The following is a 13665-nucleotide window of genomic DNA, read 5'->3' on the forward strand; positions in this document are numbered from 1 at the left end:
GTCATTCCATAAGCTGCGATTATGTACTATAATTTTCACTAATGAAAGAGGTGTGACTGATTGTGGGCGATAAAAAAGAAAAACGCGTAACGCTTCAGGATGTCGCGAAGGATGCAGGCGTATCACGCGCCACGGCATCGCTCGTCGTCCGAGGCAGTACGTCCATTACTGAGCAGACGAAACAGAAGGTTCTTGCATCGATGAATAAGCTCGGTTATGTCTATGATCGCGTCGCAGCAAGCTTTCGCTCCAGACGCTCTTCTACTGTGGGCATCATTATTACGGATATCGGTAATCCCTTCTTCTCTGAGCTGCTCGCCAACTTGCAGGACCGGCTCGATGAACTCGGTTATACAACGCTGCTCGGCATGACCTTTGAGTCGGAAAGCAAGCAGGAGCGCATACTGGAGACGATGCTGGAGCATCATGTTTGCGGCATTATTATGGCTCCCGTTGCGGGGACAAACCCTGCTGTATTTGCCCGGCTGAAGCAACTAAACGTCCCCTGCGTCCTGATCGGCCGTGAAATTTCCGGGGCACGCGTTGATTATATCGGCACCGATTTCCAATGGGGTACGAAGATGGCTGTCCGGCATTTGGCCGACCAAGGGCATAAGCACATTGCTTTGCTTGGCGGTACGCCTCATACATCTGCATATAACGAGCGGCTCGCCGGCTATCTGGAAGGACTTGAGGAGTCACGCATTCCTACCGATCAGCGTCATATTATTCCTGGCCCGCCTACGCGCGAGAGTGGCGCTGTCATTATTAATCAGCTGATCCGGCAGGACAAGCTGCCTACAGCGGCGCTGTGCCATAACGATATTGTCGCGCTTGGCGTCATCGTTGGCCTTAGGGAAAATCGGCTTGTTGCCGGCAAAGACATGGCTCTCGTAGGTTTTGATGATATTAAAGAAGCCGCTACTGCAAATCCCGGCCTGACTACCGTTGCCGTTGGCTCCGGCCAGTGGGGAATCGAGGCAGCGAACCTGCTGCACCAACGAATCAGCAGCGAGACGCAAGCACCGCAGGAGACGGCTAGAATTATTTTGCCGCCAAAGCTTGTTATTCGCGAATCCTCCACACATTTTATGGGCGTGCATTAATCGATGCACCCCTGTCATTTAGCTGGCGAAAAGGTCATTGACATTCAATTTTTAACTTGCTATAATTCCAACAAAACTAATAGGAAATAGACGTTGCGCGTTTATTTGCTAATAGAATCAAGCGCGAACGGTTACGCTGGCTACAGCAACACCCGGACACGTTTGAATGATATTAGATCGATCTACTAAGAGGAGGCTTTTGTCAATATGTTTGGAAAAAAAAGTGTGGTCTTATTATTGCTTGCCATGACGTTAGTACTGGGAGCATGCGGGTCGAAAACGACTAATGATTCTGAAAGCGCTAGCTCCGGCAACAAAGCAGAAAGCAAAGAATTAAATCTGGCTACGTTCGGCGTCAGCATTGGTTTCTCCAAGAAAGACGGAGACAAGCTGGAAGGTTATGATATTGCCGTAGCAGAAGCTGTTGCCAAATATTTGGGCTACACGAAAGTAAACTGGACGACTGCTGATATGGCTGGCATGTTCGGCATGCTGGACGCTGGCAAAATCGACACGATCGCCAACCAAGTGGAAGCTAATGAAAAACGTAAAGAAAAATATATTTTCTCCAGCACTTATATTTATTCCGGAGCACAGCTAATTGTCCGCGCTGATGATGATTCCATCAAATCGCTGGCTGATTTGAAAGGCAAGAAGATCGGTGTTGACGTTGGTACAAGTAAAGAAGCTTACTTGCGCGCCAATGATCCTAACAACGAGCTGAACATTACAACCTATGAAGATCCAAGCGTCATTCTCAACGATGTTGCGCTGAAACGGATCGATGCTTATATTATGGACCGCGCCGGTGCACAGCTGCTAATCGACAACTCAGGCCTTGCTTTGAAAAAAGCGGGAGACCCGGTTTACACTTATGAGGAAGCATTCCCGTTCCCTAACACCGAAGAAGGCAAGAAGCTGCGTGATTCTTTCAATGAAGCGCTTGAGGCTCTTGCAAAAGACGGTACACTGACGAAGCTGTCCAATGAACATTTGAAACAAGACATCAGCAAGGCTAGCTAATCGATGAATTTCGATACAGCGTTTATATTCGAAGCGATACCCAAGCTGCTGAAGTATTTGCCGATGACGCTGATGCTGGCGGTCGGCTCGATGCTTCTCGCTTGTCTTATGGGTATTGTGCTGGCGCTCATTATTAACAATAAAGTTTTTATTTTGTCACCGGTGGCGAAGGTATATATTTCCTTCTTCCGCTCGGTGCCTACTCTTGTTACGTTGTTTATCTTTTATGTGGGAATCCCGCAGATTTTTCCGGAATTCACCTTTATTGATGCGATTACCGCAACGATCATTGCCCTAAGCTTTAAAAATGCCGCCTATTTGGCGGAAGAATTCCGCGGGGCGCTGAATGCGGTCGACAGCGGGCAAATGGAAGCCTGCCTGTCTGTCGGCATGACCAAATGGCAGGGCTTCCGCCGAGTCATTTTGCCGCAAGCGCTGCGGGTTGCCGTTCCGAGTCTAGGCAACTATTTGATTATGCTGGTCAAGGAGTCCTCGCTCGCCTTTACAGTTGGTGTGACCGACATTTTCGCGCAAACGAAAATTTTGGCCAGCAACTCCTTCCGTTTTTTGGAGAGCTATATCGCCGTTGCCCTCATTTATTGGGCCGTAACGATCGTGCTGACCATGCTGCAGGGAAAATTGGAAAAGGCAATGAGCAAGCCTTATCGATAGGAGTTCTGTTATGCTAAAAGTGAGCGGGTTAAGCAAGCATTTCGGTGATAACGAGGTGCTGAAGCAAATCAATCTGGAAGTGAAGCGCCGCGAGGTTGTTGCAATTATTGGACCATCTGGTTCGGGCAAGTCCACGCTGCTTCGCTGCCTCAACCTGCTGGAAACGCCGGATGCCGGCCATATTGAAATCGATGGCTTTGAGGTCGATGCGAGAAGGCTGAAGAAATCGGATGCCTACGCCCTGAGACAAAAATCAGCGATGGTTTTCCAGCATTATAATTTATTCAAAAATAAAACGGCGCTGCAAAACGTCATTGAAGCGCTCATTGTCACCAAAAAGATGAACAAGCCCGATGCCGAAGCACTCGGCCTCAAGCTGCTCGATCAAGTAGGGCTGGCAAGCAAGGCGAACAGCTATCCTGCCATGCTGTCCGGCGGACAGCAGCAGCGCGTAGCGATTGCTCGTGCACTGGCCGTCAATCCTGCGGTGATTTTACTCGATGAGCCAACCTCGGCACTAGACCCCGAGCTTGTAGGGGAAGTTCTGCAGGTCATCCGCTCGATCGTGGATACAGACACAACGATGCTGATTGTGACCCATGAAATGTCCTTCGCTCGGGAAATTGCTGACCGCGTCATCTTTATGGCGGACGGCTCGATAATCGAGGAAGGCGATCCGCAAAGCCTGTTCGGACAACCGCAGCAGGAGCGGACGAAGAAATTTTTAGGAACGGTCTTTTCCAAAAACTGACGACAGGGGAAGAGGCAAATGATGACTCGCACACATAATTTTAGCGTACAGCTCGATCGACGTCATACCGATTCACAAATGCACACTCTATTTCCGGAAGATGTGCTGCCCATGCATCTGGCAGAAACCGATTTTACAACGGCGCAGCCCATTATTGATGCGCTCGCTGCACGGGTAGACCATGGCATGTTTGGCTACGTGGCCGAAAGCGAGGGACTGGCGAATGCTGTCCAGCATTGGATGGCAAGCCGCTTTCAATTTAAGATAGAGCCGAAATGGGTCGAGTATTCTCCCTCTGTTGGCTCTTCCCTCGTATTTGCCGTGCAAGCTTTCACGCAGCCTGGTGACCGGGTATTGATTCAGACACCTGTCTATCATGCTTTCCACAGCTTGATTGATAATAGCGGACGCATTAAAGCGGAAAACAAGCTCAAGCTGCACAATGGACGCTACGAGATCGATTTTGAGGATTTGGAGCGCCAGCTCAGCAACCCACGTACGAAGCTGATGCTGCTTTGCAATCCGCATAATCCGGTCGGACGCTGCTGGACAAAGCTTGAGCTGACCAGAATCGCTGAGCTTTGCCTGCGCTACCATGTATTCGTCATCGCAGACGAAGTACATGCTGATCTGGCTTACGAGGCGTTTACCCACATTCCGCTGCCAGCCATTTCGGAAGATATCGCTCAGCAATGCATGGTCACCGTCAATCCGAGTAAAACGTTCAACCTCGCGGGCATGCGCGCATCTGCCGCTATCATTCCTAATGAGCGCTGGCGTGAAGCTTTCCGCATTGCCCTCATCAACAACAAAGCGATTGACCGTCCCGTGTTCGGCATAGTGGCACTGGAGGCTGCCTATTGGCATGGCGGCTACTATGTAGATCAACTCGTTGCATACCTGGAGGAAAATGTACGGTTTGTAGGGGAATATTTGCGGGAGCACATTCCGCAAATCAAGCTCATTCAGCCGGAAGCCACCTATTTATTATGGCTTGATGCTCGTGAGCTGGGCCTTCCGCCAGAGCAGCTTGCTCCTTATTTTATGCGGGAGGCAAAAATTGCGTTCAGGGATGGCTCCTCCTGCGGCAATGGCGAAGGCTTTCTTCGCATGAGTGTCGGCTTCCCGAAGGCTGTGCTGGAACGAGCGCTTTACCAAATGAAGCTAGCTGTTTCCAAGCTTGGATAACCCCACACTTGTCGGGTATAGGCTGTTCGTGAAGCTGCGCTGTTTGGCTTTCGCGATAGTGTAGTGTTCAGCCTGCACAACACAAGCAAATAGCCGTCCTGCATGGCAGCCACTAGGCTGAGCAGGACGGCTATTTTTGTATTTATTTCCGTATTTAATTCCTTATTTATTCCCTTATTCATATCTTTTCTACACTAATCAGGCGTGCGACCGTGCGATCGTACGACCGTACGATCGCAGCTTACAACTTAAAGCTGCCTACTTTATTTTGCAGCTCGGAAGCAATTTCCGATAGGCCGACTGCCGATGATGAAATGCCCTCCATTGCATCAAGCTGCTGATTGCCAGCTTGCGTCACTTGGCGGAATGATTGTGACGACTCATTCGCAATGCCCGAAACCTCGTGAATCGACGCCGCTACTTCCTCGGCACTTGCCGACATCTCCTCCGTTACCGCCGATACATCATGAATTTGCTGGACAATCAGCCTCGTGGATTGTTCAATGCTTGCCAGCGCCTGCCCCGCTTCCTCCGTTATGCGCAGTCCTCCCCGCATATCCTCGGAAACTTTATATTTCATCATATCGTAAGTAGCTGCAACCAGCTTCGTCATCTGGCCAATCGTCTCCAATATTTGATCGGCTGTCGTCTTCGTCTGGTCTGCCAGCTTCTGCACTTCCTGTGCAACGACAGCAAAGCCTTTGCCGTGATCGCCCGCCCGTGAAGCTTCAATAGCCGCATTAAGCGACAAAAGATTCGTCTGCTTGGCAATGCCTGCAATCGCTGTACTCATCTGCGTCACCTGCGCGCTCAGATCATGCAGCTGCTCAATCTGCTCGGAGGATCGGTCGATCGATTCACCGATCTTTCTCATTTGAACGGTTACTTCCTGTACTTTATCGCTGCCTTCCGCGACATTCTGCTCCGTCTCTTTCGACGATTGCACAATTTCGGACGATGCCTCAGCAATTCTCGTAATGCCGATCGCCATTTCCTCCATCGTTCTGCGCGTTTCGTCCGTCATGCGCGCTTGATTGTCCGCCCCTTGAGCTGCTCCGCCAATAAGTTCCGATACTAGCTCCACCGTCTTCGTATTTTCTGTCGTGCTTGCGCTAAGCTGCTGGCTGGCAGCGGCCAGCTGATTCGACGAATCTGCCACTTCCATTACAATACCGCGCAGTGAATCGACCATCGCGTTGAAATTTCCAGCTAGCTCCCCGATTTCATCCCGGCGCTTCGTCTCGACTTTTTCCTGCAAATAGCCTTCGCTTACCCGTCTAGCTGCACGGTTCAATTGCTCAATAGGCCTTGTAATCGCCCGGATAATAAAGAACAAAATGACGAATGCGGCAACCAGCGATATGACCATGACGAGGAACGAATTAAGCAAAATAGGAAGTGCGGCCTCATTAAACTCCTCGGTTGGCAGAGCGCCGACCAATTTTAATCCGGTATCCTTATTCGTGATGTAGAAAGCTTTGCGTTCCACATTGTTAATCGGATCATTGTAAAAGAGCTCCCCGCTATCTTGCTCCAGAATAGTCTGGATACCTTCGTTACTAATCGGTGTTCCTACTTCAATTGTAGGATGCGCTAAAATAACGCCCTGCTGATCCATCAAATAAACAAAGCCCTCTGAACCGATTTTAACGTTTTGAATTAATTGCCCGATTGCCTCTACGCTCAAAGCAACCGTAACGCCGCCCTGGCCATCGGCAAACGTTTGAGATACGGTAATCGTATACTTATTGGTCGTTGCTGATAAGCCCGGCTGCGATACGACAACTTCTCCTGGGGCCGCCATAATCGCCTTGTACCAAGAGCGCTCCCGCGGATCATAATCCTCCTGCCCCGGATTCGGCGATTTCATCCAGCTGCCATTCGCATTGCCAAGCGTTACAATTTCCACCTCAGGATGGCTTGCGGTAAAATTATCAATAAGCGCCTGAGTAGTGTTCGCTTTTTCGTCTACGGCTGCTGCTGAGAGAAAATAGGCTAATTGCTTCACATTGGCTTTCTCTAGCCCGACGATTTGATCGATCGCCATATTAAGCGAGGATACGGTGGAAGCTGCTGTTTGTCCCATTTTATCTTGAAGCTGAATTTTAGCATTGGTATAAGAAAAGAATGTAGAAACGAGCAGTGAAAAGATCAGCATCAGGGAAATGTAGAGAAGAAGCCTTCCTCTGAGCCTCCTCATATAAAACTTTTGCTTCCATTGCGGTTTTTTCTTCATCTCTCTCTTCTCCTTCATGATGTAATGTCCCCAGCTTGTATTTATTGTATATGTAATATAGTCGACAGACCTCATTTGAAAATTGATAGATTTTTCATTGCAAATGTAACAAATTTTCAACAAAAAAATGAATGTTTCAGTCTGAGCGCTGCTTCATAATATAACAGGATGCTAAATCATTCCATTCTAGAGCGTTATTCCCTTTCTATTCCTTATCACGTAATTAAAATAAAGAAAGAGGAGCAGTATTTGCCCCTCTAACCATTCCATATTCATTCATTCATTTATGTTTGGATCGTTCGCTATAATGGCAGTGCCACGCGCTTGCTGTTATCGCTCATTCCGCACATTAAGGTAAACGCTTCTCATAGCGATGCTTCTCGCCCGTTGGATCGGTAATGACAATGGTCATATCCCATATATCGCCGACCGCAGGCACCGGGGCCTTCGACAAATACGTATATTTGTCAAAGCCTTCATAGCCGTAAGGATCAGGCCCCCCCTTATTAAACGCAAAAGGAATGTCCTGCACCTCTCCCTGCCCACTATCACCTTTCGCCTGTACTTCGATAAGCGTTGGAGCGCCCATGCCAGTTGGCAGCCACACATCAAGCTGATAGGCCTGCTCTTCAGGCTTAATTCGCATGGACATATGGGCTTTATCGCCCATCACATGCCAGTAGACGGGTTCAGCATAGGCTGGCTGCTCTGGCGGCGCGGTGGAAGACAGCATGCCAGCCACGATAAAAGCGGCAAGCGCCAGCAGCGCTTCTATACGCACCGCCTGAACAAATGGACGAGCAAAGCTGCTGTCTGCTGCTCCTTTTCCCATCCCTTGTGCCATACGCGGCATTAGGGCAAAGCGGTGGTAAGCGCCAATGCCGATAACGGCAACCAGCAGCAGTGTTTTTAGCAGAACCAAGCGGCCATAACTGCTGCCTGCAAGCTCCGTCCAAGCGTTAAGCCGCTGCAAGGACAAGATGATGCCTGTAGCTGCCAGCAAAATAATAATCGGCAGCGCGGCCCGCGAAAATCGCTTGATCATCCCGTGCAGCGCCTGCTGCTGTTCCTCGACAATCGGAAAACTATTTTTCAAGGTGGCGCTAATAATGGCCATCAGACCGCCAAACCAAATCGCCGCCGTCCAAATATGCACAATATGCGACAAAACCGCTGCCGAAAACAACGGGGAGGCATTGGCATGGCCCGTTAATGGGTAAAGCACCGTTAGCAGCAAGGCCATGAGCCATTTCAGCGGCGCTACCCAGCGTTCATCGCGCTGCGGCGCATAAGCCAGCAGCAGCATAAGCGCCGCCAATGCCGGCCGCAGCCACGCTGCGCGTCCCACCATCGTCGCGGATAAAATCTTTTGGTACAACGTGCTGCCGCTGCTCATTTCGAATGTGCTTAGCTGCTCCGCCAACAGCCATACGTGGAAAAATCCTGTGGCGCCAAGCGCTATTGCCGCACCTATAAACAAGAGTCGCTCGCTTCGCTTGCTAAGCAGCTTTGGAATCGCTGATTCGTCAGCGCGTGACCAAAGCACATATCTGGCATATAAAAAAGCGACCATGCAAGCTGCTGCAATGACCTCAACAATCCGCAGCAGCGTGTAAATAACCGTCCGCCAATCGCTCTGATGCTCGGCATCGTGGTCGCCCGAATGGCCAATCATATTGCCGTCCGCATCCATTTCCATGTCGGAATCGACTCCATGAACGGCTGATCCATGTTCGCCAGACATGGAATGCTCATGCGATGCATCCGCTGCTTGCACTGTCTTGCCAGAGGTTGAATCCCCTTCCGTCGCAGCAGGCGAATCGGTTGCAGTGTTAGACGATTCAAGACCCGCTGCAGCTTGCTGCTCGCCGTTTGCCGATTCCCCATCGCTATTTTTAGAAGAGCCTGCTACCTCTTCACTTCCTGCGGATGCTTTGCCGCTCCCGGCTCCAGCCGAGCTATTGCCTCCAACTGTACTGCCAGTGCCTGTTTGGCCAGAGATGGCTGAACCTTCGGCTGCTATAGCCCCTGATTTCGCCTCGCTTCCAGTTGCTCCGCCGTCTCCTGCACCAGCACTTGATGCTGTGCTCGTCGAGCTGCTGCCGCCATTCGTCTTGCCTCCTGAGGAACTGCCACTACCCGCTGTTCCGCCAGACGCCGTGCCTCCCGCACTGCTGCCGTTAGCGGCACCCCCACTCTGTGAGCTGCCGCCTTTACCTCCTGCGGCGCTATTGCCACTGCCGGAGCTTCCGCTGCCCGGCTGTCCAGCTGCTCCAGATGAAGCGTCGTTGCCCTTGCCAGAGCTCCCACTTCCGGCACCACTCGGTGAGGCTGATGCGCTTGGCTTCGCCGTTGCAGTTGGTGACGGCGAAGCATTGCTGGCGCCTCCATCGAGCGAGATCGTATCGCTCGGCTTCGTCGACGCGAGCGGCACGCCTACCGCAAAGCGGAAGGAACCGTCCGTGACATGTGTGTCCACGGACAGCACCTGCCATTTCACCTTATAAATACCGGGCGACAGCTGCGGAATCGTATAAACGAGCCATCTGTCCTTCTCCGCAGAAAGCTTGCCTTTAATCGCATTGCCAGCCTCATCCTCCAGTACAATTCGGCTTAAATCCGGATCAAACTCTTCCGTATACTGGATGCGAATCGATGAAGGCGATTCGCTGAGCTCGGCATCCTGGAGCGGAGTCGAACGCTCCATATTCGCATGCGCGTCCGCAAGAGCCGGGCTGCAAAGCATGAACAGCAGCAGCGCCGCCAGCGCTAGCAGGTTTATTTTCAACTTATGAGGAACCATTTCTCTCTCCTTCCTTCTCATGCAAACAGAGCCGCCTAATGATGGCGACCCCGCTATGCGTGAGCAGTGCTGCGCGTTTCGCGCAGCTGCTTTCATTTGATGTTCCATGGCGGGCAAAGCACTGGGGCTTGCTGCCGCTTAAAGCCTTCTATTTTTTCGTATAAATCAGCACAGCTGCGCGGGTGTCGCCTACTGCTGGCAAAAACTCGACAACCGCTCCCGCTTTCTCTGCCGTTTGACGCAAGGAAGCGGCGTTTTTGCTGCTGTAGCTTGGATCAATATACTGTTTAAGGAAATCAGCGCTGGCATTCGTTAAACCTTTTACTACGGTCAGGCTGTCGCTGGATACGAGCTTGCCATCGACGTAGACATAAGGAATCGGGCTGACTTTGCCTGCCGGCAGCTTAACGCCTGCATTTTGCACCGTGTAGGTCATCGTTGCCGTATAATTAACCTTCGTATATTCGCCCTCTTTGCTCTCATCCGTAGACGTCGAAGCACGCAGCAAATAATAGTCAGCTGCTCTCGTTTTATAAGTCACTATGCCATTCTCATCCGTAGTCAGCGTCTGTCCTTCGGAGTTGCTGCGGCGAATAAGCGACACTTCGGCATCTGCTACCGGCTTGCCTTTCAGCAGCATTTGCACCTTCACTTCCTGCCCTGGCAGGGCAGCTGCCGGATTAAATTGCGGAACGAATTCCGCTCGGTCAAGGCTCACCGGATTTGCAAAACCTTTCAGCGCGCTGACCCGCGCAATAAGAGGAAGATCGCTGATCGCGACAAACGATTTCGCGCTGCGCATCGAGCGACTGAGCGAGGTCGTACTCACGCTGTCCGATTCGCCCGTCACGATGTAAGCTCCGGGAGATGCCGCCGAGAAGGAAGCGACAAAACCATTGTTTACGGCTGGCTCCGTCTCAGTAGCTGCTTCACCTGTGTAAAAACGCGTAGACGTAATGTCCGTCTTCACGCCAGCTGGAGAAGTTACATAAACCTTTGAGCTGTCTACGCCCCATTGTCCGGTAATGCGATAGCTTTTGTGATCATTCGAGTGGTTGCCAAAAAGCAAATCCACGTACGCAACCTCACCCTGCGCAATAATCGGCGCATTCGTCTGCGTCCAGCCGTCATGGGCGAACGCGGTCGCCGATACACTGAATGTTAATACGGCGGCAAGCGCTGCGGCTGCCAGTTTCTTTTTCCAAACGATCATTAAAATAGCCCCCTGAGCATCGATATTGGATAACTAAATCCTATTATATCGACCTGCCCTAAGGGAAAGAATGACTACAAAGGGCTATTTCCGCACCAGCTTTGCGGCCAAGCTGTGAACCTTTGATGACGGATCGCTGGCACTGTTCAAGCATTAGCCCCTCATTAGAAGACTATAGCTCATCAGAAGACTACAAGCGCATCGCATGAGCTGAGCTCTAGTCCCGCAAATACCCTTGCTCGAACGCATATTTCGCCAGCTGCACACGGTTGTCCAGATGGAGCTTTTGCAAAATGTTTTTCAAATGATTTTTCACGGTATGCTCCGAAATCATCAGCATGCCGGCAATGTCCCGATTGGCTGCGCCCTGCGCCACACAGCGCAAAATTTCCTGTTCACGCGCCGTGAGCGGACTTTCCTCGGCCTGCTGTCTGCCCGCACCTGCAAGTGCGAACTCCTGCAAAATCCGCTGCGCCAGCTCCCGTGACAAAGGTGCTTCGTCCAGTGCAATGGCCAACAAATATTCGCGCCAGGCGCCGGGATTTAAATTTTTGAGCAAATAGCCCTGCGCGCCCTTCTTAAGCGCCTCGAACAAATGCGTAATATCATCCGATACGGTTATAATCACGATTTTCACATAGGGGTAACGGGCTTTGATTTCCTTCGTCGCTTCGAGCCCGTCCATCTCCTTCATATTAATATCCATCAAAATCAAATCCGGCATCAGCTGCTCCGTAAGAACAAGCGCTTCAATCCCGCTGCAGCCCTCACCGACTACCTCAAACAAAGGCTCCGCCTGCAAAATCGCACGAATGCCCTCCCGAGCATGATGATGGTCATCCACAATCAATATTCGAACCGGCTGGGTCATGCCCCATCCCTCTTTTCTCATTCTGTCCAGCTTTGCGCCACTGCCGTACTTTTTTACTTATATATTGTACACCTTTATTGTCGCTGAAAATAACCCGATTGAACATGGCTCGAACGGGCTATGCCATTCTTTGTGAAAAAGTTCACAATTCCGACCTTGTTTTCAGGCATCGAATGTTTTATGATAATACCAACAACACATTGTGAATCATTTCACATTAAACATTATGGTTGTGAAAACATTCACATATACTCGAGGAGGCCCCACTATGAAGGTTACCGTTATTGGATGTACACATGCAGGAACTGCCGCTATTAATCAAATGATCAAGCTCTACCCTGAGGCGGAAATTACCGTTTTCGAGAAAAATGACAACATTTCCTTCCTGTCGTGCGGCATCGCCCTTCATGTCGGAGGCGTCGTCAAAGATCCGACCAAGCTCTTCTATGCTTCGCCTGAGCAGCTTGCCGTCATGGGCGTTCAAACGCATATGCAGCATGAGGTGCTGAACGTCGATACCGATGCAAAAACCGTCACCGTCCGCAATCTGCTGACGAATGAAACGTTTGAAAACAGCTTTGACAAGCTCGTCGTGACAACGGGCTCGTGGCCGATTATTCCAAAGCTCGAAGGCATGGAGCTTGAAAATATACTGTTATGCAAAAACTACAATCACGCCCAAACGATTATTGAAAAAGCGAAATATGCGGGCCGCATTGCCGTCATCGGCGCGGGCTACATCGGCATCGAGCTGGTGGAAGCGTTCGAGCAGCTTGGCAAGCAGGTGACGCTGATTGATAATATGGATCGCATTTTGTACAAATATTTGGATCAGGAATACACCGATGTGATCGAAACGGATCTCGTCGCGCATGGCATTGAGCTTGCGCTTGACCAGACCGTGACGGGCTTCAAGGGTACAAACGGAGCAGTGAAACAGATTTTGACGACCAAAGGCGAATACGAAGCCGATCTTGTCATTATGTGCATAGGCTTCCGTCCTAATACAGAGCTGCTGAAAGGCCAAGTCGATATGCTGCCAAATGGCGCGATTATCGTCGACGAATATATGCGTACCAGCAAGCCTGATGTGTTCGCTGCCGGAGACAGCTGTGCCGTTATGTACAATCCAACTGGCCAGCATGCCTACATTCCGCTCGCAACGAATGCGGTCCGGATGGGAACACTTATCGGCAAAAACCTGCTGCAGCCGCGCGTGAAATATTTAGGCACGCAAGGAACGTCGGCCATTAAGCTTTTTGACTACAACATTGCATCGACGGGGTTGACTGAAACAGCTGCACTTGCTGCTGAAATGAATGTGAAAACTGTCACAATCGTTGAAAACTACCGTCCGGAATTTATGCCAACGTTTGAGGAGGTCACGCTGAAATTCGTCTATGAAGCGGACAGCGAGCGCGTCGTCGGTGCACAAATTTTATCGAAAGCGGATTTGACGCAAATGATGAATACGATGTCGGTGTGCATCCAAAACCGCATGACGATTGATGAGGTCGGTTTCGTCGACTTCTTCTTCCAGCCGCATTACAATAAGCCGTGGAGCTTGCTTAACCAGGCAGCTCTTCAAGCAGCAGCGCTTGCCCCTGCTGATAATGTGGATACGCAAGGTCAGCCAGCACGTGAGGCAAACCAAGCCGCTGCGGGAACACCGACAGCACCCGTCACTCCGGTGAAATAACCATTCGTACTGCTATCTTGCGCTCAGCCCTCCATTTTCCTGTAGGATGCAGCAAGGGATGTCCCCGCGCCTAATGGTCGGAGACATCCCTTTTCACCTTCAC

Annotated in this window: 10 protein-coding genes; 6 read left to right on the plus strand and 4 right to left on the minus strand. The window is 50.8% G+C overall.

Going from position 1 to position 13665, the window contains the following annotated elements; translation table 11 throughout:
- Positions 1-62 precede the first annotated feature (62 nt).
- The 5 genes from ABEW34_RS30910 (at position 63) to ABEW34_RS30930 (ending at position 4740) form a co-directional block, all read left to right on the plus strand.
- Entirely contained in the window at positions 63-1106 is a 1044-nt protein-coding gene (locus ABEW34_RS30910; RefSeq protein ID WP_430165376.1) for a LacI family DNA-binding transcriptional regulator, read from the plus strand.
- A 207-nt stretch (positions 1107-1313) separates the two neighbouring features.
- Entirely contained in the window at positions 1314-2129 is an 816-nt protein-coding gene (locus tag ABEW34_RS30915) for a transporter substrate-binding domain-containing protein (RefSeq protein ID WP_430165379.1), read from the plus strand.
- A 3-nt stretch (positions 2130-2132) separates the two neighbouring features.
- A complete protein-coding gene (locus tag ABEW34_RS30920) occupies positions 2133-2801 on the plus strand; it encodes an amino acid ABC transporter permease (RefSeq protein WP_430165382.1) in 669 nt (222 codons plus the stop codon).
- A gap of 10 nt (positions 2802-2811) precedes the next feature.
- Positions 2812-3552 (plus strand): amino acid ABC transporter ATP-binding protein, encoded by a 741-nt coding sequence (locus ABEW34_RS30925; protein ID WP_430165385.1) that lies wholly within the window; start codon positions 2812-2814, stop codon positions 3550-3552.
- An 18-nt stretch (positions 3553-3570) separates the two neighbouring features.
- Positions 3571-4740, plus strand: a complete 1170-nt coding sequence (locus ABEW34_RS30930) for a MalY/PatB family protein (protein WP_430165387.1) — start codon at positions 3571-3573, stop codon at positions 4738-4740.
- Between the two features lie 241 nt (positions 4741-4981).
- Here ABEW34_RS30930 and ABEW34_RS30935 read toward each other — a convergent pair whose 3' ends face one another.
- From ABEW34_RS30935 to ABEW34_RS30950, 4 genes are all read right to left on the minus strand, one after another.
- On the minus strand, positions 4982-6976 hold the full coding sequence (locus tag ABEW34_RS30935; RefSeq protein WP_430165390.1) for a methyl-accepting chemotaxis protein: 1995 nt from the start codon (positions 6974-6976) through the stop codon (positions 4982-4984).
- 349 nt (positions 6977-7325) lie between these two features.
- The gene (locus tag ABEW34_RS30940; protein ID WP_430165393.1) at positions 7326-9800 is read right to left on the minus strand and encodes a CopD family protein; all 2475 of its coding nucleotides are present in this window, start codon (positions 9798-9800) and stop codon (positions 7326-7328) included.
- A gap of 127 nt (positions 9801-9927) precedes the next feature.
- The gene (locus ABEW34_RS30945) at positions 9928-10992 is read right to left on the minus strand and encodes a DUF4198 domain-containing protein (protein WP_430165396.1); all 1065 of its coding nucleotides are present in this window, start codon (positions 10990-10992) and stop codon (positions 9928-9930) included.
- Positions 10993-11209: 217 nt separating this feature from the next.
- On the minus strand, positions 11210-11863 hold the full coding sequence (locus ABEW34_RS30950) for a response regulator (RefSeq protein WP_430165399.1): 654 nt from the start codon (positions 11861-11863) through the stop codon (positions 11210-11212).
- Positions 11864-12131: 268 nt separating this feature from the next.
- Between ABEW34_RS30950 and ABEW34_RS30955 the strand changes: the two genes are divergently transcribed.
- Complete coding sequence (locus tag ABEW34_RS30955) at positions 12132-13562, plus strand: FAD-dependent oxidoreductase (protein WP_430165402.1); 1431 nt, start codon at positions 12132-12134, stop codon at positions 13560-13562.
- Positions 13563-13665: the final 103 nt, after the last annotated feature.

This window comes from Paenibacillus algorifonticola, from assembly GCF_050481745.1.
GTDB lineage: Bacteria > Bacillota > Bacilli > Paenibacillales > Paenibacillaceae > Pristimantibacillus > Pristimantibacillus algorifonticola_A.

Excerpts from the sequence above, each read along its gene's own strand:
- ABEW34_RS30915 (WP_430165379.1), top strand. The coding sequence starts at position 1,314 with ATGTTTGGAAAAAAAAGTGTGGTCTTATTATTGCTTGCCATGACGTTA.
- ABEW34_RS30920 (WP_430165382.1), top strand. The coding sequence starts at position 2,133 with ATGAATTTCGATACAGCGTTTATATTCGAAGCGATACCCAAGCTGCTG.
- ABEW34_RS30925 (WP_430165385.1), top strand. The coding sequence starts at position 2,812 with ATGCTAAAAGTGAGCGGGTTAAGCAAGCATTTCGGTGATAACGAGGTG.
- ABEW34_RS30930 (WP_430165387.1), top strand. The coding sequence starts at position 3,571 with ATGATGACTCGCACACATAATTTTAGCGTACAGCTCGATCGACGTCAT.
- ABEW34_RS30935 (WP_430165390.1), bottom strand. The coding sequence starts at position 6,976 with ATGAAGAAAAAACCGCAATGGAAGCAAAAGTTTTATATGAGGAGGCTC.
- ABEW34_RS30940 (WP_430165393.1), bottom strand. The coding sequence starts at position 9,800 with ATGAGAAGGAAGGAGAGAGAAATGGTTCCTCATAAGTTGAAAATAAAC.
- ABEW34_RS30945 (WP_430165396.1), bottom strand. The coding sequence starts at position 10,992 with ATGATCGTTTGGAAAAAGAAACTGGCAGCCGCAGCGCTTGCCGCCGTA.
- ABEW34_RS30950 (WP_430165399.1), bottom strand. The coding sequence starts at position 11,863 with ATGACCCAGCCGGTTCGAATATTGATTGTGGATGACCATCATCATGCT.
- ABEW34_RS30955 (WP_430165402.1), top strand. The coding sequence starts at position 12,132 with ATGAAGGTTACCGTTATTGGATGTACACATGCAGGAACTGCCGCTATT.